The 22,418-nt window shown below is 40.8% G+C and carries 23 protein-coding genes and 1 other annotated feature; of the genes, 1 reads left to right on the top strand and 22 read right to left on the bottom strand.

Annotated features, from left to right (window positions below; translation table 11 throughout):
* Positions 1-218: 218 nt before the first annotated feature.
* The 7 genes from C0966_RS10350 to nadB form a co-directional block, all read right to left on the bottom strand.
* Positions 219-947, bottom strand: coding sequence for a YebC/PmpR family DNA-binding transcriptional regulator (locus C0966_RS10350; protein ID WP_274855363.1), 729 nt, complete (start codon positions 945-947; stop codon positions 219-221).
* A gap of 233 nt (positions 948-1,180) precedes the next feature.
* Complete coding sequence (locus C0966_RS10355) at positions 1,181-1,948, bottom strand: YhcN/YlaJ family sporulation lipoprotein (RefSeq protein ID WP_274855364.1); 768 nt, start codon at positions 1,946-1,948, stop codon at positions 1,181-1,183.
* Between the two features lie 116 nt (positions 1,949-2,064).
* Positions 2,065-3,054 (bottom strand): phosphotransferase, encoded by a 990-nt coding sequence (locus tag C0966_RS10360; RefSeq protein ID WP_274855365.1) that lies wholly within the window; start codon positions 3,052-3,054, stop codon positions 2,065-2,067.
* Positions 3,029-5,002 (bottom strand): SafA/ExsA family spore coat assembly protein, encoded by a 1,974-nt coding sequence (safA, locus tag C0966_RS10365; protein ID WP_274855366.1) that lies wholly within the window; start codon positions 5,000-5,002, stop codon positions 3,029-3,031. Before safA ends, C0966_RS10360 begins: the two co-directional genes overlap by 26 nt.
* Positions 5,003-5,195: 193 nt before the next feature.
* The gene (nadA, locus tag C0966_RS10370; RefSeq protein WP_274855367.1) at positions 5,196-6,302 is read right to left on the bottom strand and encodes a quinolinate synthase NadA; all 1,107 of its coding nucleotides are present in this window, start codon (positions 6,300-6,302) and stop codon (positions 5,196-5,198) included.
* Positions 6,303-6,314: 12 nt separating this feature from the next.
* Positions 6,315-7,151, bottom strand: a complete 837-nt coding sequence (gene nadC / locus C0966_RS10375; protein WP_274855369.1) for a carboxylating nicotinate-nucleotide diphosphorylase — start codon at positions 7,149-7,151, stop codon at positions 6,315-6,317.
* Complete coding sequence (nadB, locus tag C0966_RS10380; RefSeq protein ID WP_274855370.1) at positions 7,120-8,709, bottom strand: L-aspartate oxidase; 1,590 nt, start codon at positions 8,707-8,709, stop codon at positions 7,120-7,122. The genes nadC and nadB overlap by 32 nt, the downstream gene beginning before the upstream one ends.
* A 108-nt stretch (positions 8,710-8,817) precedes the next feature.
* Between nadB and C0966_RS10385 the strand changes: the two genes are divergently transcribed.
* Positions 8,818-9,963 carry an IscS subfamily cysteine desulfurase gene (locus C0966_RS10385; RefSeq protein WP_274855371.1) on the top strand — a complete coding sequence of 382 codons (1,146 nt, stop codon included), beginning with the start codon at positions 8,818-8,820 and terminating at the stop codon, positions 9,961-9,963.
* Between the two features lie 39 nt (positions 9,964-10,002).
* On the opposite strand, the gene pheA is transcribed toward C0966_RS10385, so the two are convergent.
* The 15 genes from pheA to C0966_RS10460 all read right to left on the bottom strand — a co-directional run bounded on the left by pheA (position 10,003) and on the right by C0966_RS10460 (position 22,343).
* On the bottom strand, positions 10,003-10,875 hold the full coding sequence (gene pheA / locus C0966_RS10390; protein WP_274855372.1) for a prephenate dehydratase: 873 nt from the start codon (positions 10,873-10,875) through the stop codon (positions 10,003-10,005).
* Positions 10,876-11,052: 177 nt separating this feature from the next.
* Entirely contained in the window at positions 11,053-11,508 is a 456-nt protein-coding gene (locus tag C0966_RS10395) for an ACT domain-containing protein (RefSeq protein ID WP_274855374.1), read from the bottom strand.
* A gap of 23 nt (positions 11,509-11,531) precedes the next feature.
* Positions 11,532-12,821, bottom strand: coding sequence for a GTPase ObgE (gene obgE, locus C0966_RS10400; RefSeq protein WP_274855375.1), 1,290 nt, complete (start codon positions 12,819-12,821; stop codon positions 11,532-11,534).
* Between the two features lie 58 nt (positions 12,822-12,879).
* Positions 12,880-13,416: a sporulation initiation phosphotransferase B gene (locus tag C0966_RS10405; RefSeq protein ID WP_274855376.1), complete on the bottom strand. Its 537-nt coding sequence runs from the start codon at positions 13,414-13,416 to the stop codon at positions 12,880-12,882.
* A 166-nt stretch (positions 13,417-13,582) separates the two neighbouring features.
* Positions 13,583-13,873, bottom strand: coding sequence for a 50S ribosomal protein L27 (gene rpmA, locus C0966_RS10410; protein ID WP_274855377.1), 291 nt, complete (start codon positions 13,871-13,873; stop codon positions 13,583-13,585).
* A gap of 13 nt (positions 13,874-13,886) precedes the next feature.
* Positions 13,887-14,216 (bottom strand): ribosomal-processing cysteine protease Prp, encoded by a 330-nt coding sequence (locus tag C0966_RS10415; RefSeq protein WP_274855378.1) that lies wholly within the window; start codon positions 14,214-14,216, stop codon positions 13,887-13,889.
* A 12-nt stretch (positions 14,217-14,228) separates the two neighbouring features.
* The gene (rplU, locus tag C0966_RS10420; RefSeq protein WP_274855379.1) at positions 14,229-14,537 is read right to left on the bottom strand and encodes a 50S ribosomal protein L21; all 309 of its coding nucleotides are present in this window, start codon (positions 14,535-14,537) and stop codon (positions 14,229-14,231) included.
* A gap of 13 nt (positions 14,538-14,550) precedes the next feature.
* Positions 14,551-14,628, bottom strand: a sequence feature (ribosomal protein L21 leader region).
* Between the two features lie 107 nt (positions 14,629-14,735).
* Positions 14,736-16,232, bottom strand: coding sequence for an Rne/Rng family ribonuclease (locus C0966_RS10425; protein ID WP_274855380.1), 1,497 nt, complete (start codon positions 16,230-16,232; stop codon positions 14,736-14,738).
* Positions 16,233-16,274: 42 nt separating this feature from the next.
* Entirely contained in the window at positions 16,275-17,147 is an 873-nt protein-coding gene (locus C0966_RS10430; protein ID WP_274855381.1) for a M50 family metallopeptidase, read from the bottom strand.
* Positions 17,140-17,913 (bottom strand): M23 family metallopeptidase, encoded by a 774-nt coding sequence (locus tag C0966_RS10435; RefSeq protein ID WP_274855382.1) that lies wholly within the window; start codon positions 17,911-17,913, stop codon positions 17,140-17,142. Before C0966_RS10435 ends, C0966_RS10430 begins: the two co-directional genes overlap by 8 nt.
* A 216-nt stretch (positions 17,914-18,129) precedes the next feature.
* Complete coding sequence (gene minD, locus C0966_RS10440; protein WP_274855383.1) at positions 18,130-18,936, bottom strand: septum site-determining protein MinD; 807 nt, start codon at positions 18,934-18,936, stop codon at positions 18,130-18,132.
* 1 nt (position 18,937) lies between these two features.
* Complete coding sequence (gene minC, locus C0966_RS10445) at positions 18,938-19,618, bottom strand: septum site-determining protein MinC (protein WP_274855384.1); 681 nt, start codon at positions 19,616-19,618, stop codon at positions 18,938-18,940.
* A gap of 281 nt (positions 19,619-19,899) precedes the next feature.
* Positions 19,900-20,415, bottom strand: a complete 516-nt coding sequence (mreD, locus tag C0966_RS10450; protein WP_274855385.1) for a rod shape-determining protein MreD — start codon at positions 20,413-20,415, stop codon at positions 19,900-19,902.
* Positions 20,412-21,296, bottom strand: coding sequence for a rod shape-determining protein MreC (gene mreC, locus C0966_RS10455; RefSeq protein WP_274855386.1), 885 nt, complete (start codon positions 21,294-21,296; stop codon positions 20,412-20,414). The genes mreD and mreC overlap by 4 nt, the downstream gene beginning before the upstream one ends.
* A 24-nt stretch (positions 21,297-21,320) precedes the next feature.
* On the bottom strand, positions 21,321-22,343 hold the full coding sequence (locus C0966_RS10460) for a rod shape-determining protein (protein ID WP_274855387.1): 1,023 nt from the start codon (positions 22,341-22,343) through the stop codon (positions 21,321-21,323).
* Between the last annotated feature and the right edge of the window lie 75 nt (positions 22,344-22,418).

Consider the following 22,418-nt stretch of genomic DNA (forward strand, 5'->3'; position numbering starts at 1 on the left):
CGTTAATGTATTGAGGGTCTGGCCCGCACTACGCTAAAGCGTTAATGTATTGAGGGTCTGGCCCGCACTACGTTAAAGCGTTAATGTATTGAGGGTCTGGCCCGCACTACGCTAAAGCGTTAATGTGTTGAGGGCCTGGCCCGCTGTGCTTTAAAGTGTTAAAGTGACATCATGTGATAAAAGCAGTACACCGGATGGTGCACTGCTTCTACTTGTAGTTATGCTTCTTCATAGTTGTGGTAGATGTCTTGTACATCTTCATCATTTTCGAGCATGTCGAGCAATTTTTCCATTTTCGCTGCCATCTCTTCATTTAATTGTGTATAGGTTTGAGGAATCATCGTGATTTCTGCTTCCTCAAATGTAAAGCCTGCTTTTTCCAAATTTTCTTTTACTTCCGTGAAATGCTCAGGGTCGGTATAAATTTCGAAAACTTCTTCGCTTGTTTCCATTTCTTCAGCCCCCGCTTCAATTGCTTGCAGGAGCATTTCATCTTCATCGATATCTAACTCTTCACGGTCGATAACTAAATAGCCTTTCCGGTCAAACATGTATGAAACGCTGCCGCTTTCACCAAGATTTCCGCCATTTTTCGAAAAAGCAAGTCTAATATTGGATGCTGTTCTGTTCTTATTATCCGTCAGACATTGCACCATGACAGCCACTCCGCCCGGACCGTATCCCTCATATATGATTTCTTCAAATTTTGCCGAGCTTCCGACTCCGGTTGCTTTGTTGATGGCACGCTGTATATTTTCATTCGGCATATTAACTGCCTTCGCTTTATCAATAACTAAACGCAAACTCGGATTAGTAGCAGGATCGCCTCCGCCATTTTTAGCTGCAACATATATATCTTTCGCAAACTTCATAAAAATTTTTCCGCGCTTAGCATCTTGCGCATTTTTCCGACGTTGAATGTTTTTCCACTTAGAATGTCCTGCCATTCTAAATCCCCTCTCATCTACAAAATCCTTATTTAATATATCATACTTTCATACTGAAGAACAGACGCTGCCCCTTGTCATTTATATGAAAACAACGGACGGCTATATAATTTTCCATTAAAAAAAGGGTCAGACCCCTCCAATACACAACATATAGACAAACTCTGAAAAAGCCATTCTATATATTGTCATTGCCGGAGGGAGTCAGACCCTTATGAGTCAGCGCTTCTCATCTAATCGTTGTTGCGATCTTGAAAGCGATTTTTCATCGATCGCAACATGTTTTTTATATCGATATCGATTTGTTCACGCGGACCGCCGTCTCGAAGATCATTATCAATGTTACGAATACGGCTGAAAGTTCCTTCATCAGTTACTACAGTACAGGACCTACCTTTTAAATAAGGCTGCACAGCTTTACGGATGTTTCGCTTTGTTACCTCTTCCTTACTGTAATCTGTTAAATCGACTGCGATTAAAACATCGCTGCCATATACAACGGAACGGACATCTTCCACATTACGAACAGATGCCGTAACATCCCCGATTTTATCGGCCAGCTCTCCTTCATAAGCCGTATAGTAAGAGCTGTTCGGCTGTCGGGTGTTATCATCTAAATGCCCATGATAATTCGCATCACTTCGGCTGAATCGATTGTCACGCTGGAAAAAATTACGATCATAATTTGCCAGCGGTGCAGAACGATTTTGCGGATTTCCATTTTCGTCTTTTACCTGGAGCATTCTCATTCTTTCCCTGCGGGCATCCCGGTCCTCTGCACCAAAGGTATGGTCCATCATCTCAGTTATCGGTCCATCATTATCGTTTAGAATATTGACGTTGCCATTTCCCCGTTCATGATTTTCATTTGAGTAATACCCCATTGGCTGTCCACGGTCAGAATTCCGGTCTTGTACGGCAGCTTCATCATCATTTCCGCATCCGGTAATCCCTGTTGCTAAAAGGGCTGCAAAGGAAACGATTAAAATTTTTTTGTTCAAGCGAAAAACCCCCTTCGCTAACATTATGAGCAAGAAATATGCTCATTTTTATAGTGTGAGCGTAAGAGGCTTTTCATTCTGACAGTTAAGTCCAATTCAATTGCAAATCCCCTTCTTCATTTTACCATTTTTTCAAGTTCTTTTATAAAACGCTGTCGCAAATAAAACTGATCAACTGTCATTATATAGACCTGTCTAACTTTAATATGATTGTTTAAGCTCTTTTCTCTTACTAATCGGTTCCATTCGCGAAAAATGTCTGTCGGAAACATCAAAGCATAAAGAAACGCTTTTTCCTTTACATAATCTTGCATTTCTGGATAAACCATTAATTCCTTTGCCGACCAATTTAAAAAGGGCAAAATTCTGTTTGCATATTGCAAAATATCAGTGCTTACAGGGCCTTTACTAATTAAATCAAAATCAATTAAATACAGCATATTTTTTTTTGTTCGAATAAAATTATGATGGGCAACATCACCGTGAAGAATTACGTAAGGGGATGAGTAAAAATAATCATATTCTTTTTCAAGATGATATAAGGAAAAATTAGCCCAATCCAATATTTCATGCAAGATGTTGCCATCAACAAAATGTTTAACAACCGAAAGATTTTCGGAAAATAAAGCCTTTCTTTCTTTCCATTTTTCCAAAAGATCAAAAGAAGGGAGAAGTGATTCGTAACGTTTTATAAGCGACGATGTTATACGGTGGTAGTCACAAAGCAGATTTAATCCTTCACTCCTGTTTTTATGACTGCGAAATGAAAAAGATATTGGATGGGGTTCAATATATTGTAAGCATCCGTAATAATTTTGCTCAAAAAATAATGTTTTTTCTTTCGTAAAAGAATAAAAAGAGTACGTATTTAAAAACCCTTCTTTTTTTAAAGAATCAGTAAAAGCTTCCTGAAGTTTCAAACGCTTAAGCTTGGAATAACCTTTTAAAATAAATTCTGTTTCATCTGTTTTTACATAATAAACATTTTTGCGGATAGGCCTAAACTCTTTAATCTTAGAGGGAATTTGTTTTTTCAAATAGGTGAGGAGACGATTTTTTAAACAATCGTCTCCTCCTGCCTCACCCTTCATATTCACTGCTTTCATCTTCCGTTCTCGGTAAGCCGTAAGGACCGCTGCCTATCTGGCCAGGGTAACCATAATTCATATATGGCGGCTGGGCAAACCCATATGGCTGGGCAAAATGCGGCGTATAGATTGGTGTTGTTCCTGGTGCAGGTCCGTACGCAGTGCCAAAAGGAACTCCCTGTGATCCAGGTCCTCCACAGCCGCAGTCATCAGAAGCGCCTTTTACTCCCTGAACAGGTGCTTGATGCGGCATTTGCGCATCCATTTCAGGAGACTCCATTGCTTCCTGAACCTGTGGCATTGGCATTTGGTAATCCATTGCTCCATGAACTTGCGGCATTGGCATTTGGTAATCCATTGCTCCATGAACTTGCGGCATTGGCATTTGATAATCCATTGCTCCATGAACTTGCGGCATTGGCATTTGGTAATCCATTGCTCCATGAACTTGCGGCATTGGCATTTGATAATCCATTGTTCCATGAACTTGCGGCATTGGCATTTGGTAATCCATTGCTCCATGAACTTGCGGCATTGGCATTTGGTAATCCATTGTTCCATGAACTTGCGGCATTGGCGGATAACAATATGGAACCGGTCCATGAGGAGGGCAATGTCCAAATCCAGAACCAGGCATTATTGGTGAAACAGCGGTGCCAAAAGGCGGACATGGTCCAAACGGCATATGGTGAGCCGGCATTGTATACATTGGCATTTGATAAGCTGGCATCTGTGCTGGTATTTGATAAGCCGGCATCTGTGCTGGCATTTGATGTGGCATTTGGGCTTCCATATCCGGATATTCCATTGCTCCTTGAACTTGAGGCATTAATGGCATCTGATTATCCATAGTTCCTTGTACAGAAGGTATCTCAGGCATAAATGGAGATGATTCATCAAAATCCATGCTCTCAAATTCAGGCATCACGCTATACTGTACTGGCATTTGAGCAGCCGGCGATGTATGATAAGGCATTTGACTCATCGGCATAGTTGACGCTCCCTGCACACAAGGGAAAGGCGCTTCTTGCGGCTGATAACCTCCCGGATAATTATATCCTGATCCAGGCAATGCAGGTAAAACGGGATTATAATTTGGAGGATAAGGATACATTGGCTGCTGAAAACCTCCTTGTTGTGTTGGCATAGTATGAGGAAACTGTTCTTCCTTTATAAAAGGACCCGTGTCATCTTTTATCATTTCCGGAAAAATGTTATCAGGTTTAGGTGGAATTTGTGGTACAGACATATCGGCCATATTTTGCATATAGTAGTTCTGAATGTCCATTTCTGGGATGACTGGTTGAGGCATTTTTGGAGAATAAGGTGTTTTCGGTTTTTCTAGTTTTGGCATTTCTTGTATCGGTGAAATGGGCATTTGTTTTTCTAATTTTGGCAATTCTTGTATCGGTGAAACTGGCATTTGTTTTTCTGGTTTTGGCAATTCTTGAATTGGTGAAACTGGCATTTGCTTTTCTGGTTTCGGTTTTTCCTTTATCGGTGAAACCGGCATTTGCTTTTCTGGTTTCGGTTTTTCCTGTATCGGTGAAACCGGCATCTGCTTTTCTGGTTTCGGCTTTTCCTTTATCGGTGAAACAGGTTTCGGCTTTTCAGCTTTTGGTAATTCTTTTTTCGGTGCAATTGGTTTCGGAGCTTCTTCAGGCATTACCTGGGGCGCTTCCTCAACTGGCAAAGGCTTCGGTTTCTCTTTTGCAAACGGATGCTCAGTGATCGGCATTTCCTTCTTTGGACCCATTTTGATATATGCTTCCTTTTTCCCTCCAGCCGTCGGAGCTTCTTTTTTAATTGTTCCGCCTCCTGTTGGAATTTTTATTTTCATACCGGGCATAATCATATCAGGGTTGCTGAGCTGTGAATTCATCTTTTTCAGCTCTTCAAAATTTACGCCGTATTTCTTGGCGATTTTCCAAAGAGTGTCCCCTTTCTGAACGATATGGATTTTCACTCTGAATTCCCTCCTATGGCATAAGTCCATACATTGTATGTCAAAGTGGGCAAATTGCTAACAATCTACACAAAAACTTATGCACTTATGAAACAAAATATGATCTTTGGACGTGAAACTTTATTTGAAGGCTAATAAAAGGGTCTGATCACTCCCATGGAGGAATCAGACCCTTATGAATCAACTATTTTTCTTAGGACAGCTCAAGCATCCGTTCAAGAGCAAGTTTTGCTTTAACAGCAACTGAATCGTCAACTTTAATAATGTTGTGTTGTTCACCGTTTTCAATCGATTCTAAGCACCAGACTAGATGAGGCAGATCGATTCGATTCATAGTCAAACATGCGCACATATACGGATTTAAAGAAATGATATGCTTGTCAGGATGCTGCTGAATTAACCGGTTAACAAGATTATGTTCCGTGCCGATTGCCCAGGCCGAACCTTTTTCCGCCTGTTCAATTTTCTTGATAATATAATTCGTGGAACCGGCGTCATCCGATAATTCAACCACTTCTCTGCTGCATTCAGGATGAACGATAATCTTCATGTCCGGATATTGTTCTCTGACTTGTTTAATATTTTGAACTGTAAAGTTTTCATGAACGGAACAATGTCCCTTCCAAAGAATTACTTTAATATGCTCTATCTCCCCATCGTATTCGAGAGAATCTGTAATAGGATTCCACACCGCCATTTCATTTAATTTTATCCCTAAATTATAAGCAGTATTTCTTCCTAAATGCTGATCCGGCAAAAAGAGAATTCTTTCTTTTTGTTCGAATGCCCACTTCACCATTTTTTCAGCATTTGATGATGTTACTGTTGCTCCTCCGTTTTCCCCGACAAATGCCTTAATAGCTGCGGTAGAATTGACATAAGTTAATGGAAGAATTGTATCTCCGAAAAGTTCGGTTAATTTTGCCCATGCTCTTTCCGTCTGATAGACGTCTGCCATATCGGCCATGGAACAGCCGGCTCGCATATCAGGCAAGTATACTTTTTGATTTTCTGCCGTTAAAATATCTGCTGTTTCAGCCATAAAATGAACACCGCAAAATACGATGAATTCAGCGTCTTTGTTTTCAGCTGATATTTGTGCAAGTTGCAAAGAATCTCCTGTCGCATCTGCAAATTGTATAACTTCATCTTTTTGATAATGATGACCTGGAATAAACAATCTACTTCCCAATTTTCTCTTAATTGCTGACGCCCGTTCTTCAAGTTCCGTAACAGTCATGTTTAGGTATCTGTCCGGAATCATATTCCCCTTTGTTTGAACTGCATCTAAAATATTCACCATAAATCCCCCTTAGAAAACGTTTACTTTTACACTTATATCAAGCGATTTTATCGTATGAGTCAAAAAACCGAGAGAAATATAATCGACCCCAGTGTCGCGATAAGCAGCTATGTTTTCTAACGTTATTCCTCCAGATGCTTCCGTTATAATATGTTCCGGCACAAATCTTTTCCATGCCTTGATTTCATCCGGATGGCGATTATCAAACATAATTACATCAACACCTGCTTGAACGGCTTCAATAACTTGTTCTTTCGTTTCAGTCTCAACTTCAATTTTCACCATATGTCCGAGATTTTCTTTTACAGCTGCTACTGCATTTGTGATTGAACCAGCAAAAGCAATATGATTGTCTTTGATCATGACAGCATCATATAAGCCAAAACGGTGATTGTAACCGCCGCCGCATGTGACTGCATATTTTTCAAACATTCGCAAACCGGGAGTTGTTTTGCGAGTATCGCAGACTTTTGTATGGTCACTATTTAAAATTGAAACGGCTTCTCTCGTTTTCGTTGCAATCCCGCTCATTCTTTGAATAAGGTTTAACACAACCCGCTCGCCTTTCAACAGGTCGGAAATATTGCCTGAAACGGTTGCCAGCCTTTGTCCGGACTCAATAGGAGCTCCGTCACTAGTGAACATTTCCAATTTGGAAGCGGGATCAAGCAATGTAAAACCTGTACGGATTATCTCTTCTCCGCAAAAAATTCCGTTTTCTTTTGCCAAGAACACAATTTCTCCGTTTCGGCGTTTCCCAAAAATAAGATCACTCGTTACATCTCTGTCACCAATGTCTTCAATGAAAAATTGTTCAAGTTGCAACCGCAGTTTTAATTGGTTCATCTTTTTCGTCCTCTTCCCATATTCTTCGTTGAATGATTTGTCTGCCTTTCCAAGTGTGATCATCCTCATATGGATAATCACTGCGGAAGTGTCCGCCGCGGCTTTCAGTCCTTTTTAATGCTGAATCAGTAATCAGCCAAGATGTAATAAGCATAAATACTTTCGTAATTTCTTCAGGAGGCAATTTGTCTAAATTGGCATAAGACAAATTGTGGACATCAAAAGATTCAAGCCAGTGCTTCTGTTCGGACAATGTCTCTTTCGTTCTTACAATTCCTGTATTATCCATCATTCTTGTTTGCATCTCTTGAATTTGAGGCAAATTCAAGCCCGGTGTAAAATTCGCTTTGAACTCTCTAGGATTAAGTTGTGAATTTATTCTTGCAGCCTTGTCACTATTTAAAAGTCGAGCAAGCCGTTCTCCATACACAAGCCCTTCAAGCAAAGAATTGCTTGCCAACCGATTGGCTCCATGTATTCCGGTGCATGCCGCCTCTCCAATCGCGTAAAGTCCATCAACACTTGTACGTCCATAAAGATCTGTCTTTATTCCTCCCATTAAGAAATGGCTCCCGGGCGCTACAGGTAATAAACCGTCCTCAATAGATACTCCGTTTCGTTCACACAAGGATGTAATCGTAGGGAACCGCGATTTAAAATGGCTGATCATTCGTATATCAAGAAAGATCTGTTCCCCTTTTTTTAAATAATCATAAATAGTTTGGGAAACAACATGCCGCGGTGCAAGGTCCTTTAAGGGATGAACATCGTCCATAAACGGAAAGCCGTCTTTTGTTACAAGCCTTGCTCCTTCTCCGCGAACAGCTTCGGAAATAAGCCCTCTCGTCTTTCCATCTTTAAACAAGAGCGTTGGATGGAATTGAACAAATTCCATATCAACAAGTTCTGCACCTGCTCGATAAGCAAGCGCCAATCCGTCTCCAGTCACTGTTTCAGCATTTGAAGTGAAACTGTACAGTTGGCCGCATCCTCCGGTAGCAATAACGATACAATCGGCATAAAAATATTCAATGTTCCCGTGCTTGTCTTTTCCTTTTACTCCAATGCACCGTTTTGACTGCTTGTCTATTAGCAAGTCATAAACAAACACATTTTCTGTAATGGACACATTTTCTTTCAATTGGCTTAGCAAAAAATCTACAATTCTGCTCCCGGTTGCATCACCGCCCCCGTGGACAATTCTTTTTTCGCTGTGTGCTCCCTCCATGCCAAGAAGCAATTCAGCACGTTCATTTTTATCAAACGAACAGCCCGAAGCAAAAAGATTTTGGATTAATTCCGGTGCTTCTGATGTCATCTTGAAAACGGCTTCTTGATTGTTATGATACCTTCCTGCCTTTATCGTATCAACATAATGCTGATATGGACTGTCTTTCTCACCCAGAGCAGCCGCAACACCGCCTTGGGCAAGATAAGAGTTTCCATTTCTTACATGCGACTTTGTGATAATTCTGACATTTATTTCAGATCGAAGGTTCCTTGCCAGCTGTAATGCTGCCACGCCACTTCCGATAATGATTACATCTGAATAACTCATCCAGTTTTCACCTTCCTTTGAACAGGTGTCTTGACACTTATATTTACATAGATTTAATATATTGACAAGTATTTTTTACAATAAAAAGTTTGAAAGTTGGGAAAAATCATGAAATATTTTGATTACGCCGCGACTTGTCCGCTTGATGAAGAAGCAGCACAAATTTTTGTAAAAGCTTCGCAAAATTTTTTTGGAAATACACAAAGTCTCCATGATACAGGAAGCACTGCTGCTGCTTTACTCGAACAGTGCCGTTTGAAGTTATCTCAACTTCTAAAAGTTGAAAAAGAAGGGATTTTTTTTACAAGCGGAGGTTCGGAAAGTAACTTCCTTGCCATTCATGCACTTTTATCAGCAACAAGAAAAAAAGGCCGGCATATTATTGCAGGCCTGGCCGAGCATTCCTCAATTCATAGCTCATTAATGCGGCTCGAAAAAGATGGCTGTGAGATTTCCTACCTTCCTTTTAACAAAGATGGGATTATTGACCTTGAAAAATTACAGGACGCGATACGGGAGGATACAGTCCTTATCACTATTCAACATGCAAATCCGGAAATCGGAACCATTCAGCCGATTGAGGAAATTGGCTTACTTTGTAAACAAAACGAAATTTTACTTCATAGTGACTGTGTCCAGACGTTCGGAAAAATTACATTAGATAATTTAATAAAATGGGCGGACAGCTTTTCTATATCGAGTCATAAGTTTTACGGTCCAAAAGGGGTTGGAGCTGTTTATGTCAATCCGTATTTAGCATGGAAAACTTTTTATCCTGCGGCTGTACATGAAAAGGGTTTCAGGCCTGGAACAGTAAATGTACCGGGAATAGCGGCTATGGTTGCTGCAGCAGAAAAATCTTATGCGAATCAAACTGATTATACCAAAAAGTTTTTAAAACTGAGGGATGCATTTAAGCATTCCATAAAAGAAATTAGCGACCGGATTACCATTCATGAAGCGAATGATCCGGATATGCAGCTTCCGTCAATTATCGGGTTGAGATTACATGGATTGGAAGGCCAATGGGTGATGCTTGAGTGCAACAGGCGGGGATTTGCCATTTCAACCGGAACAGCGTGCCAGATAGGCTTGCAGTCTCCTTCGAAAACGATGCAAGCACTCGGAATCGATAATAAAGAAGCAAAGGAATTTATCCGTATTTCAGTTGGAAGAGAAACAACCGAGAAAGATGTCGAGTCTTTAGGCCAAACCCTAGTTGAAATTGCCCGTCAAGCAAGCGTTAAAAGCTGACTTTTTCATTTTATCTCAAGCATAAGTCAAAAGGATCCGCTAACAGGATCCTTTTGCTGCTTTTTTCAGTTGAAAAGAAGGGTAGCTTCCCAGAACTTTTACTTTGCAGCCGAGAGCTTCGAGTTCTGCAATCGCACCAGGAATTAATACATCATCCATTTTCATTTCAATATCAATAATAAAGAAATAATTACCGAGCCCTGTCTTCATCGGGCGGGATTCGATTTTTGACAAGTTCAGCTTTCTCCAGGCGAATGCAGATAAAACTTGATGCAAAGTTCCTGCCTGGTCTGTTGGCAAAGTGACCATGATCGTTGTTTTAAAACTGTCGGGAACAAGTTTTATGTCAAGTTTATCCTTGTTACTTTTTGATAAAATCACAAAACGTGTATGGTTATGCCCGAAATCGTGAATGTCTTCTTTTACAATAATCAATCCATATTCTTTTGCCGACAGAGCATTTCCAATCGCGGCAGCCTTTATTTCAGGATGGTCTTTGACATATTTCGCAGCTGCAGCTGTAGAAGTTGTCGTTTCACAGCGGACTCCCTTGAATTGCTGGTGCAAGAATCGATGGCACTGGGCAATGGCATGTGCATGGCTGTAAATCAATTCGATTTCTTTCCATCTGTGCTGATTTTCCTTATGTACCATAAAATGCTGACGAATCGGCAAAGTTGTTTCACCGACAATTGGCAGCTCTACTTCATGTATCAAATAATCAAGTGTGATATTAACGGACCCTTCCAGGGCATTTTCAAGCGGAACAAGGCAGAGATCAGTTTTCCCCTCTTCAACTGCGTCCATACATTCCGGAATTGTTTGAAAGGGTATCGATTCGGCGCTAGGAAATATTTCCCTGACAGCCATATCCGTGAATGTTGCCCTCGGCCCCAAAAAACCAACTCTCAACAAAATCTCCTCCCAAGACTAAATTGAGGGTCTTCCCCTCATCGCGTTAACGCATTAAAGCAGCGCCTTATCTTTAAACAATACATCACTTTATCACTTTATAAAAGTAAAAGATCAATTTTTCACGAAAGAATGAGATTAAATAAAACAAAAAACAGCCGGGAATCGGCGGCCGTTCTACGCACCTGAACCCAGCACTTCAACTTTATCAACAAATTCAAGCCTGCGGAGACGTGTTAAAAGCTCATCAATTTCAATTTCCATTTCCGTTACATTCAGCGATAAAGTTACGTTTGCCCTTCCCTGTAATGGAATCGTTTGATGGATCGTAAGAACGTTGCATCCAGCCGAAGCGACGACACTTAATAGCTGTGAGAGCGTCCCGGAGCGGTCTTCGAGGTGAAAAAACAGTGTGATCAACTTCTCTTTCACAACTGTATGGAAAGGAAAGACTGTATCTCTGTACTTATAAAATGCACTTCGGCTTAGATCAACACGCTTAACAGCTTCCCAGACAGACTCGGCTTTTCCCCTTTCAATCATTTCCTTTGCTTCAAGGGTTTTTTTCATCGCTTCCGGAAGAACATCCTCGCGGACTAAATAAAATTTCTTATCAGATTTATCATGTCTCATTTCTCCACCCCGTTAATCAAAAGCTATTCAATAAACTCGAACTCAAAATCGAACAGCTTAACTGTATCTCCGTCTTTTGCTCCTCTTTCACGCAGAGCATCATCTACACCCATGCTGCGGAGCTGGCGAGCAAAGCGGCGAACAGATTCATCTCTAGAGAAATCAGTCATCTTAAAGAGGCGTTCAACCTTTTCGCCGGAAAGAACGAAGCTTCCGTCCGGATCACGGGTAATCGTGAACTCTTCCTGTTCTGTTTCGTGTTTATACAGAACCCTGTGCACTCCGGTCTTTTCTGTTTCTTCCATCAGAGGAAATTCCGGAGTTTCTTCAAGTTTATCGGCAATCGCAAACAATAGATCCCGCAAACCCCGCTTGGTAATTGCGGAAATTGGAAAAACAGGATATTGATCCGTTAACTTTTTCTTGAATTCAGCAAGGTTTTCCTCTGCATTTGGCATATCCATTTTATTGGCGACAATAATTTGCGGTCTTTCCGTTAATCTTAGATTATATTCCTTTAGTTCATTGTTAATCGTTACATAGTCTTCATATGGGTCGCGCCCTTCAATCGCAGCCATATCGATGACATGGACAATGACCCTTGTTCTTTCAATATGCCTTAAAAATTGGTGGCCGAGGCCAACGCCTGAATGGGCCCCTTCAATTAAACCCGGTAGATCCGCCATGACAAAACTTCTGCCATCCTCTGTTTCAACCACACCCAAGTTCGGCACAATAGTTGTAAAATGGTATTCTGCAATCTTAGGCTTTGCTGATGAAACGACGGAAAGGAGTGTCGATTTACCGACGCTTGGAAAACCGACAAGACCGACATCTGCCAAAAGCTTTAGTTCTAAAATCACTTCTCTTTCCTGTCCAGGTTCACCATTCTCGGAAATTTCAGGAGCAGGATTTGCCGGAGTAGCAAACCGGGTGTTCCCGCGACCGCCTCTTCCCCCTTTGGCAATGACTGCCCTCTGGCCATGTTCTGTTAAATCAGCAATGACTTCCCCCGTTTTTGCATCGGTAACAACTGTTCCGGGCGGCACCTTCACAATCATATCTTTCGCATTTTTTCCATGCTGGTTTTTTGACATGCCATGCTCCCCGCGCGGAGCCTTAAAATGCCGCTGATACCGGAAATCCATTAGCGTCCTCAGGCCTTCATCAACTTCAAAAACGACGTCTGCTCCTTTCCCGCCGTCTCCGCCTGCGGGACCGCCCTTTGGCACATATTTTTCCCGGCGGAAAGCGACCATTCCATTACCGCCGTCTCCGCCTTTTACATATATTTTTACTTGATCGACAAACATTTTTTGTTCCTCCAAAAAGTTGACTTATCCTTAGATGAATCATTCATATCTCAATTCCCTATGCATTAGGCAAAAAAACAGCAAGTGCAAGTTCCTGATCAGAGAACTCCTGAACCTCAACTTTTAAAGATGAGTTGTTTTCAGCCAAAAATGCTGAGATTTTTTCTTTATCTGTTATTATCCCGCTAAAATCAAAAAAGAAACAAGTGCCTTTCTCACATTCTTCAATGGAAACTGACAGATGATTGTTGTGGAATGTTTCAATTGAGTTGTTTAAGCTCGAAAAAAACGACCTTGTCCATTCCGTAATTAATTGATCATTCCCTGCTAGTGTTTCCATATCATCCATTACTTCATATTCAAGTTGAAAGGCCTGATTTTCCCAATTATATGTAAGAAGGAGCGATGCAAATTCAGTTATTTCAAGGTTAGACAGCTTTGCCTCATGTTGTGCTTCTACGACAATTTCATTAATGATTTCGATGGCCCTGTCAATTTTGTTCAGCTCCAGGTTTCCTTTTATTAATTGAAGTTTATTTAACCAATCATGCCGGACATGCCGAAGCACCTCGACAATATTCCAGTCTTTTTTCATAAAAAAACCCCTACATAGTTATTAAGTGACAGAAGACTGCTTGCTGATAGTATATCAAAAAAGTGTGAACGCGTAAGCAAGATTACACATAAATGTCAAAATTGTTTTTTTCGAAAGATAAAAAGAAAACTCTAACCATAAGAGGTTAGAGTTTTCTTTTATCGGCTTACGCCTCTTTTGCAACCGGGTATACACTCACTTTCTTGCGGTCACGACCAAAACGCTCAAATTTAACGACACCGTCAACTTTCGCATAAAGAGTGTCGTCGCCTCCGCGGCCTACGTTTACACCCGGGTAGATTTTCGTACCGCGTTGACGGTATAGGATCGAACCGCCAGTTACAAATTGACCGTCCGCACGCTTAGCACCAAGGCGCTTCGCGATTGAATCACGGCCGTTCTTTGTAGAACCTACTCCCTTTTTAGAAGCAAAAAATTGAAGATCTAATCTTAGCATTTGTTTCACCTCCCTATTTGAAGGTAATTTTTATGTGCTCTCCGTAATCTCTTTCAATCGTTTGCAATGAAACGACCATGCCTTCAAGAAGGATTTGTACTTTCTCTTGTGTTTCTTTTGGGATATCCATTGGAAAATCACATCGGAGAAAGCCGGAATCTCCTTGTTTGATGACAGGTTCAATGCCAGTTAACGCAATCACTGAATTGACAGCGCCAAAAGATACAGCAGAAGCACCTGCACAAACAATGTCATTGCCATACCCGGCAAATCCGGCATGTCCACTCATTGTAAATGATTGAATTTGTCCGGATTCTGTACGATTAATCGTAATCTTAATCATCGGATAACAACCTTATGCGTTGATTTTTTCAATCACAACTTTTGTGTAAGGCTGACGATGACCTTGCTTTTTGCGCTGGTTTTTCTTCGCCTTGTACTTGAAGACAATGATTTTCTTTTGACGGCCTTGCTTTTCAACTTTCGCTGTAACAGTAGCGCCTTCAACTAATGGGCTTCCTACTTTTACATTATCGCCGCCTACGAAAAGAACCTTGTCAAAAGTAACTGTGTCGCCGACTTCGGCGTTAAGCTTTTCGATGTAGATCGCTTGACCTTCTTCTACTTTTACTTGCTTACCGCCAGTTTCGATAATAGCGTACATGAATTGCACCTCCTTATTGACTAAGACTCGCCATCACAGGTGTTTGCAGCAACAAAATCTTAATACCTGTTCTGTGCGGTTGTAGCACGGGTGCGCTACAAACATAACATGAAAATACTATCACGATTCTTTTTGAGTGTCAAGAGGAAGGTCAGACCCCTCAAATACTACATCTTGACAAAAATAAATAAAGTGATTCTATCTATTGTCATTGTTGGAGGGTGCCAGCCCCTTAAAAGTCAGCCTCTCAAAGCGTTTGATATGATAAAAGGGTTTCGGAGAATCATCTGTGATCTCAAATTTTATTTTCAATCCAAGCAGTTCTTCAAGCCGGTTTTGGTTAATATCATTTCCACCGGCAAAAACATCGGCTACCTCTCTTGTTGTTTCAATTAACACACCGTCATAATCAGAATGCCGGTGTTCCCAAAGTTCCCTTTCAAGCCGAAAAGCAACCGTTTCAGGGCTTAATACCCTGCCTGTTCCTTCACAAACCGCGCATTTTACGGTTAATGCCTCGGAAATGGCCACCTTCGTTTTCTTCCTTGTCAGCTGCAAAATTCCAAGCGGAGTAAACCCAATCACTTTTGTTCTTCTGTCATCTTTTGTTAACTCGCATTGTATTTTCTGAAGGACCCGTTCCCGGTCTTCCTCTTTCTTCATATCAATAAAATCAATCAAAATAATTCCACCAATGTCCCTAAGCCTTATTTGGCGCGCAGCTTCTTCTGCAGCTGCTAAATTCACGGAAACAACCGTATCATGCAAATCATTTTTGCCTGAATATTTCCCTGTATTTACATCAATGACTGTAAGTGCCTCCGCTTCATCAAAAATAAGGTAGGCCCCATTTTCAAGCCAGACAATACGCTTTAATGCTTTTTCGATCTGGTGTTCAATTTCCCAGGCACTAAAAATATTTTCTTTGCCTGTATATAATGTTACATTCATATTAATTTTTGCAGCTTTGACATATTGGTCGATTTTATTCTTTAGCCTAATATCATCGACAACAACTTCTCCTCTGCCAATCGTTTTTATTTCCGAAATCAATTGTTCATAAAATAAGTCTTTTTCAAAGAGAAGTGCAGGTTTTTTCCTTGAGGCGGCAGTCCTTTCAAGCTCCTGATACATATTTCTAAGCTCCTCAAGTTCGTTAGCTATGACTGCTTCTGATTGATTTTCTGCACTAGTTCTAAAAATGAGCCCTTCGTATTCTGTTTTTATCTGTTTTCCGAACCGTCTCAAGCGATCCCTGTTCCTCTCATCAGCAATTTTTTTTGATATTGCTACATACCGGCCACTTGGCATATAAATAATATTCTCGCCTTGAAGTTCGATAATTCCGGTAAGCCTGGGCCCTTTTGTTCCGGTAGCATCTTTCTCCACTTGAACGAGAATTTTTTCACCTTGGTGAACAAAAGACGATATAGACCGGCTGTTCCGCACCTCTTTCGGTTCATCCGATTTTACAAACGCCGGCAATTGATCTCTATGCAAATATCCTGACTTCTCTTCGCCAATATCTACAAATGCCGCGTTCATTCCAGGGAGAACTTTTGATACAACTCCAAGATACAAATTTCCAACGATTGAATGGCTTTTAGGCTGCTCGATAAAAAATTTTTCAATTGTTTGTCCGTTAAGAAGAGCAAACCGCTTTTCCCTCGTGAGACTGTTGACAATTAATTTCATCAAAATGTTTCCTCGCTTTGAATCCTGATCATGATTATTATTCTACCATTTATAAGTGTAAAGCAAATCTCCGACTTTCGCAGAGGTCATTTTTTCAGAAAAATAGGCATGAAGCAGTTCATTTTCATCAAGAGTTCCCTTTTCCTTCCCGTTCTTTTCAATAATAATCGGGTGTTTGCATCCCCTGTGAAACCGTTCCAGAATCTTGATGACCAATTCATCTTCCCTGACTGTAATCGGCTTTAAAGAGCGGATATTACTATTCTTTCCGTAATATCTTTCCAGTAAAAAACGGATAAATACAAACCGCATTTGCTTCCATTCATTATAAACGGAATATGCCAAGAATGCGATAACGATCCAAACATTCAAATTCACAGGGGCCGTTAATAAAGTAATAAAAGTAAAAAGAACGATGGAGCCAATTGAAATGAGTAAAGTAATTTTGTGTGCATCCGGAAACGAATGTCTTAATGAAAACATTAAAAACAAGAGTTTTCCTCCATCCAGCGGCCAAATCGGCAGAAAATTAAATATCAAAATCATAAAATTAAATTGAATAAATAAACCGTACAAATAATCCGGCAACAAGGAAAGTTCATTAAAAAGAAAAGCCAAGCCCATCATCCAAATATGTTGAAGAGGACCTGCAAGAATAATAGCTGCTTCCTCCATTAATGGGCGATTTCCGTGTTCTTCAACCTCCGCCACGCCGCCAAAAGGGAGCAAAGAAATTTTCTTAATCCTCCAAGAAAACAACGAAGCTGCTGCAGCATGTCCCATTTCATGAATAAAAATAATCAACAGGAATAGGCAAAGCTCAATAAATCGTGCGGTCAAAACCGCAATTGCAATGACAACCCACAAAAGTGGATGAATGTGAATATACGAAAGCATGGAAATGATTTTATTCAAAGCGGATCACCTGAATGGGGTCAATAAAATCATCCCCTTTTTTTATTGCAAAATAAAATGCCCCTTTTGTCTCGTCTTTCCCTTCCGAAACCGTTCCGACCGGCGTGCCTTTTTCAATGTACTGATATAAGATTACGTTGATGTTTTCTAAGTTGCCATACCATGACTCGCTTTCATCACCATGCTTAATTATCACGGTTTTGCCAAATCCTTCTTTTTCACCGGTAAAACGAACATATCCTTCACTCATCGCTTCTACAACAGCACCCTTACCGGTTTCAACCATAATCCTTTGTCCGTTCGCATCAAAATCTTCAAGTATTTTCCCGGACGCTGGAAGTGCATAATCCTGATTTGATTCCGTTTGGCTTTTCTCCCTTTCATCTGTAGAGGGCAGCAGCGCAAGGGGTTTTCCGAATTGTTTTTCATACCAGTCCGATACAGCAGCAAATTGAAAATCTTTTTCCATAGAATTTTTCACAAAATTGCGCGCCGGTTCTAACATTTCAGATGGATTGCGAAAAATAATCGCAATAATCAATACTAAACAGGCCGAAAACAAAATTTTCAACATGACAATCTCTTTTCGAAAAAGAGGATGCTCTCCTTCTCCCGGTCCGCCTTCAAAAGTGGAAAGCTTTTCAAAGCCATATTTTTCTTCGTCTTCAGCCACGAAAAAACGGTTTTGAAAATCCCGGGCTGCCCGGTCCTTCTCTTTCTTTCTTTTTGCAATTCTTCTCCGGATATCGTCAGCTCTAGAACCCATTCTCTCCCCACCAATCACTTTTAAAATTTGTACAAGTGTATGAGTGGTTCATTAAGAAAATGACTGTTAAAAAGGGAAAAAGAAAAGAGGCTGACACATAAACAAAGGGTCAGACCACTCCAATACAATATATAGACAAACACTAATAAAACCATTCTATATATTGTCTATTTTGGAGGGAGTCAGACCCTTATGAGTCGGCCTCTTCCTTGATGATTATGAACGAACTCCAAAGAATTTCTTGATCTTCGAGAAGACGCTTTTGCTTTCTTCTTCTAACTGTTGCAGCGGGACAGATTCACCTAAAATCCGACGGGCAATGTTGCGATATGCAATAGAAGCTTTGCTGTTTGGATTGAGGGCAATCGGCTCCCCATGATTGGAAGCTTTAATCACTTCATCATCATCGGCGACAATTCCGATTAAATCGATGGACAGATGAGTTGTAATTTCATCCACATCCAGCATTTCTCCGTTTTTCATCATGTGTGTACGAATACGGTTAATAATTAATTTCGGCGGTTCAATATTTTCTTCTTTTTCTAATAACCCGATAATGCGGTCTGCATCCCTTACGGCTGACACTTCAGGAGTGGTAACAACAATAGCTTTGTCTGCACCTGCTACGGCATTTTTATAACCTTGTTCAATTCCGGCAGGGCAGTCGATAATAATATAGTCATAGTCTTGTTTCAGTTCCATTACGAGATTCTTCATCTGTTCGGGAGCGACGGCTGATTTATCGCTTGTTTGTGCAGCTGGGAGCAGAAATAGCAAATCTTCAAAACGCTTATCTTTTACAAGGGCCTGATGAATCTTACATCTTCCCTCTACAACATCAACAAGATCATAAATAATCCGGTTTTCAAGCCCCATAACCACATCCAAGTTGCGAAGGCCGATATCTGTATCTATAAGACATACACGTTTACCTTGAAGAGCCAATGCCGTCCCTAAGTTTGCTGTAGTTGTCGTCTTTCCGACCCCGCCTTTTCCCGATGTCACTACTATTGCTTCTCCCATATTAGCGTCCCCCTTCCAATCTTGTTAACTCTGGTCTGAGATGCATTAATGCTTGTATTCTATCAACGACAATTTGATTGTTTTCATCTATGTATGCACATTCCATTTCCCGAGGTTCTCCTTCAGGATACTGATCGGGAGCACGGTTGATACAATCACCTATACGAAGCTGGGAAGGTTTCATGACGAAAGCCGCAATGATTGCCTGCTTATTCCCTAAACAACCGGCATGGGCAATACCTTTTAAGGCGCCCATGATAAAAATATTTCCTCCTGCCATTACGGTTCCGCCCGGGTTCACATCTCCAATCAAGAGAAGATCCCCAGGAACCTCGAGGACTTGTCCGGACCGAACGATCTTTGCGACAGTCACAATTTCACTTTCTGATTTTAAGCGTTCAGCTTCTTCAATCGTCATTACATTTGTTTCAATTTCTTCGACAACAAGATTTTTTTTATAGCGAATAAGCTCTTTTATTTCTGCTTTTTGTTCGTCCGTTAAATATCGATTCCCAACTTTTACTTTTACCGAGATAAGCTGGCGGTCCTCATTAGCCCGGTACGCAACAGAAAGCTTCTCATTCAGTTCCTTCTTTAAATCATCATAAGAACAGGTATCATCCAAGTAGAGGGTTAAACCGGACTTAGTGCCTTTAATTGTTACATTTTGTAATTTTTTCATAGCAGGATGTTCACCTCAAATTAGAAAGCAAAAATCGCCTCGCTTAGCCCCGTCAGGTTAAAGTAAAAAGAAAAGCGGAAGCGGCTCCTTCATCCCAGACAAGCATAGAAAAAAATATGCGGAGTTCGCTTCTTTACAAAGCAAAAATCATATTCTTTCACAACCAAAAAGACCCTTTTCCTGTTCCCACAAAAAAACGAATTCGACAGAAACTGCTTTTTTTCCTCTTTTTCATATAAGAAAATAAGGCCCTTTGGAGCATCTTGCAAAAATCCATAGAATCATTCTGTCAGATGCTCCGCAAATTTTTCATATTGTCTTTTCAAAGGGTATGCAGCAATAATCGAAAATACGAGATTTAAAATGATAGTAGGAAGAAGCCTTAATGAAACAAATTGAGGAAAGTCCATATCGGTTCGATGAATTAAAAAATTCATTTCGTACGCTCCCAGTTCAAGCAAGGCTACTCCAATAATCGATACAATTGTTACGATCACAATATTCGTTTGAAGAACCTTCATCATTTTCGACACTACGTAAGCCATCAGCGGAAAAAGGAACAAATAGATTCCCAGAATTTCCGTATAAAACACATCAAATAAAAGCCCGAAGACAAATCCGTAAATGATTCCATATTGTTTATTTCCGTAAACCGTCAAGAAAAAAATTGCAATGATTAAAAAACGGGGAACTAAAATTCGGTCACTGGTAAAAGTTCCATCAGGCAATAGTTGGACAAAAACACTTTCAATTACAAAAAATGCTGCCAACATAACAGGAAGAAGGAAGCGATTCACAGTTCCTCCTCCTCTTCATTATCATCAATATCACTTACATCTGGCTTTGTCATCTTTCTTTTTACAACCATCACATGGCTAATATCGTAAAGATTAGCTGACGGTTTTACATAGGCCGTTTGTGTTAAGCCGTATTGGTCGGGAACGACATCCACTACTTTTCCAATTTGCAGCAATTTTGGAAAAACGCCGCCCAAACCGGAAGTAATCACATTTTGGCCTTTCTTTATTTTCGCATCATAAGGGATTTCTTTAAGCAGTAATAATTTTTTCTTCTCGTCATACCCTACAATAAAGCCGTAAAAATTTTTTTCACCTTGAACAACCGCTGAAACCCGATTTTTAGGATCCATTGCGCTTAGCAGTTGAACAGTCGATGTGAACTTACTTACACTTTTTACTTTTCCAATCAGCCCTTGGGATGTTATAACAGCCATATCGGCTTCAATTCCATCTGTTTCACCTTTATTTATAATCAACAGTTCATGCCAGCGATCAGGGTTCCTTGCAATAACAGTCGCCTGGGCAGGATCATAATCCCGTAAAGAGTCTTTTTTTTCAAGAATATCTTTCAACTCTTCATTCTCTTTCTTTAACTCATGTACTTCTGCTTCCAGACGGGCCAGATCATCAAGACGTGCTTTCAACTCTTTGTTTTCATTATATGTATTTTGCAAGTCCTGCAAGTTTTCGATGAAACCGGCAATAGATTGTGCTGGCCTTGAAACAAGGGATTGAACCCAGCCGGTTGTATCTTTGATCAGCTGTTCCGGCCAGGTGAGTTGTTTCCGATCCCTTAAAGAAAACCCAATCAATGCCACTAGAATAATGATGCTGACAAGTAACACAATCAGTCTTTTATTCAGGAAGAACTGTGGCATGATTTACACCTCTGTTTTTCTGCATTAGCGAGATTCCTTCGCTTTGTTCTTAAATAAATCGATATGGTCAAGCGCCTTTCCTGTTCCAATTGCCACACAATCGAGCGGATTTTCTGCAATTAAGACAGGCATTTTCGTTTCCTCGCTGATCACCTTGTCCAAATTGCTGAGCAAAGCCCCGCCGCCTGTAAGCACAATTCCTCGGTCCATAATATCCGCTGCTAATTCCGGCGGTGTTTTTTCCAGCGTTACTTTTACAGCATCAACTATTGCATAAACCGTATCATGCAAAGCACTTGCAATTTCTTCAGCAGTAATTTCAATCGTTTTTGGCAGCCCTGTCAACAAGTCACGGCCGCGGATTTCCATGTTTTCAATTCCAACCGGATCGCCGGCAGAGCCAATTTCTACTTTAATCGTTTCTGCAGTACGCTCACCAATCATTAGGTTGTAATTTTTACGGATATAGTTAATGATCGCTTCATCCATTTCGTCACCGGCAACGCGGATGGATTGGCTTGTAACAATTCCTCCTAAAGAGATGATCGCCACTTCTGTCGTTCCGCCGCCAATATCAACAACCATGCTCCCGGTAGGTTCCCAGACAGGCAGATTGGCGCCAATTGCCGCCGCAAATGGCTCTTCAATAGTAAATGCATCACGCGCCCCTGCCTGGCGGGTTGCATCGATAACGGCACGTTCTTCAACAGCAGTAATTCCGGATGGAACACAAATCATGACATATGGCTTTCCCGCAAACCAGCCCTTGTTTTTCAGTGCTTGTTTAATATAATATTTCATCATTGTCGCAGTGGTCTCAAAGTCAGCAATTACGCCGTCCTTCATCGGCCGGAGAGCCACGACATTGCCCGGTGTCCTGCCGATCATGTTTTTCGCATCATTTCCGACCGCAACAATTTGCTTTGTGTCCGTTTGTATTGCAACAACGGAAGGTTCTCTGACAACAATTCCTTTCCCTTTTATGTACACTAGGGTATTCGCTGTACCTAAATCAATTCCAAGATCTCTTGTTCCAATTCCAAACATAATTGTATCTCCCTTTCTGATACTTTTGCAAAATAAAATTAGGCGATTTATAATGAATGGTTTCTAATTGTTGGT

The organism is Bacillus methanolicus (genome assembly GCF_028888695.1).
Classification (GTDB): Bacteria; Bacillota; Bacilli; order Bacillales; family Cytobacillaceae; genus Bacillus_Z; species Bacillus_Z methanolicus_B.

Excerpts from the sequence above, each read along its gene's own strand:
- C0966_RS10350 (WP_274855363.1), bottom strand. The coding sequence starts at position 947 with ATGGCAGGACATTCTAAGTGGAAAAACATTCAACGTCGGAAAAATGCG.
- C0966_RS10360 (WP_274855365.1), bottom strand. The coding sequence starts at position 3,054 with ATGAAAGCAGTGAATATGAAGGGTGAGGCAGGAGGAGACGATTGTTTA.
- nadC (WP_274855369.1), bottom strand. The coding sequence starts at position 7,151 with ATGAACCAATTAAAACTGCGGTTGCAACTTGAACAATTTTTCATTGAA.
- nadB (WP_274855370.1), bottom strand. The coding sequence starts at position 8,709 with ATGAGTTATTCAGATGTAATCATTATCGGAAGTGGCGTGGCAGCATTA.
- C0966_RS10385 (WP_274855371.1), top strand. The coding sequence starts at position 8,818 with ATGAAATATTTTGATTACGCCGCGACTTGTCCGCTTGATGAAGAAGCA.
- C0966_RS10395 (WP_274855374.1), bottom strand. The coding sequence starts at position 11,508 with ATGAGACATGATAAATCTGATAAGAAATTTTATTTAGTCCGCGAGGAT.
- obgE (WP_274855375.1), bottom strand. The coding sequence starts at position 12,821 with ATGTTTGTCGATCAAGTAAAAATATATGTAAAAGGCGGAGACGGCGGT.
- C0966_RS10405 (WP_274855376.1), bottom strand. The coding sequence starts at position 13,416 with ATGAAAAAAGACTGGAATATTGTCGAGGTGCTTCGGCATGTCCGGCAT.
- rpmA (WP_274855377.1), bottom strand. The coding sequence starts at position 13,873 with ATGCTAAGATTAGATCTTCAATTTTTTGCTTCTAAAAAGGGAGTAGGT.
- C0966_RS10415 (WP_274855378.1), bottom strand. The coding sequence starts at position 14,216 with ATGATTAAGATTACGATTAATCGTACAGAATCCGGACAAATTCAATCA.
- rplU (WP_274855379.1), bottom strand. The coding sequence starts at position 14,537 with ATGTACGCTATTATCGAAACTGGCGGTAAGCAAGTAAAAGTAGAAGAA.
- C0966_RS10425 (WP_274855380.1), bottom strand. The coding sequence starts at position 16,232 with ATGAAATTAATTGTCAACAGTCTCACGAGGGAAAAGCGGTTTGCTCTT.
- C0966_RS10435 (WP_274855382.1), bottom strand. The coding sequence starts at position 17,913 with ATGGGTTCTAGAGCTGACGATATCCGGAGAAGAATTGCAAAAAGAAAG.
- minD (WP_274855383.1), bottom strand. The coding sequence starts at position 18,936 with ATGGGAGAAGCAATAGTAGTGACATCGGGAAAAGGCGGGGTCGGAAAG.
- minC (WP_274855384.1), bottom strand. The coding sequence starts at position 19,618 with ATGAAAAAATTACAAAATGTAACAATTAAAGGCACTAAGTCCGGTTTA.
- mreC (WP_274855386.1), bottom strand. The coding sequence starts at position 21,296 with ATGCCACAGTTCTTCCTGAATAAAAGACTGATTGTGTTACTTGTCAGC.
- C0966_RS10460 (WP_274855387.1), bottom strand. The coding sequence starts at position 22,343 with ATGTTTGGAATTGGAACAAGAGATCTTGGAATTGATTTAGGTACAGCG.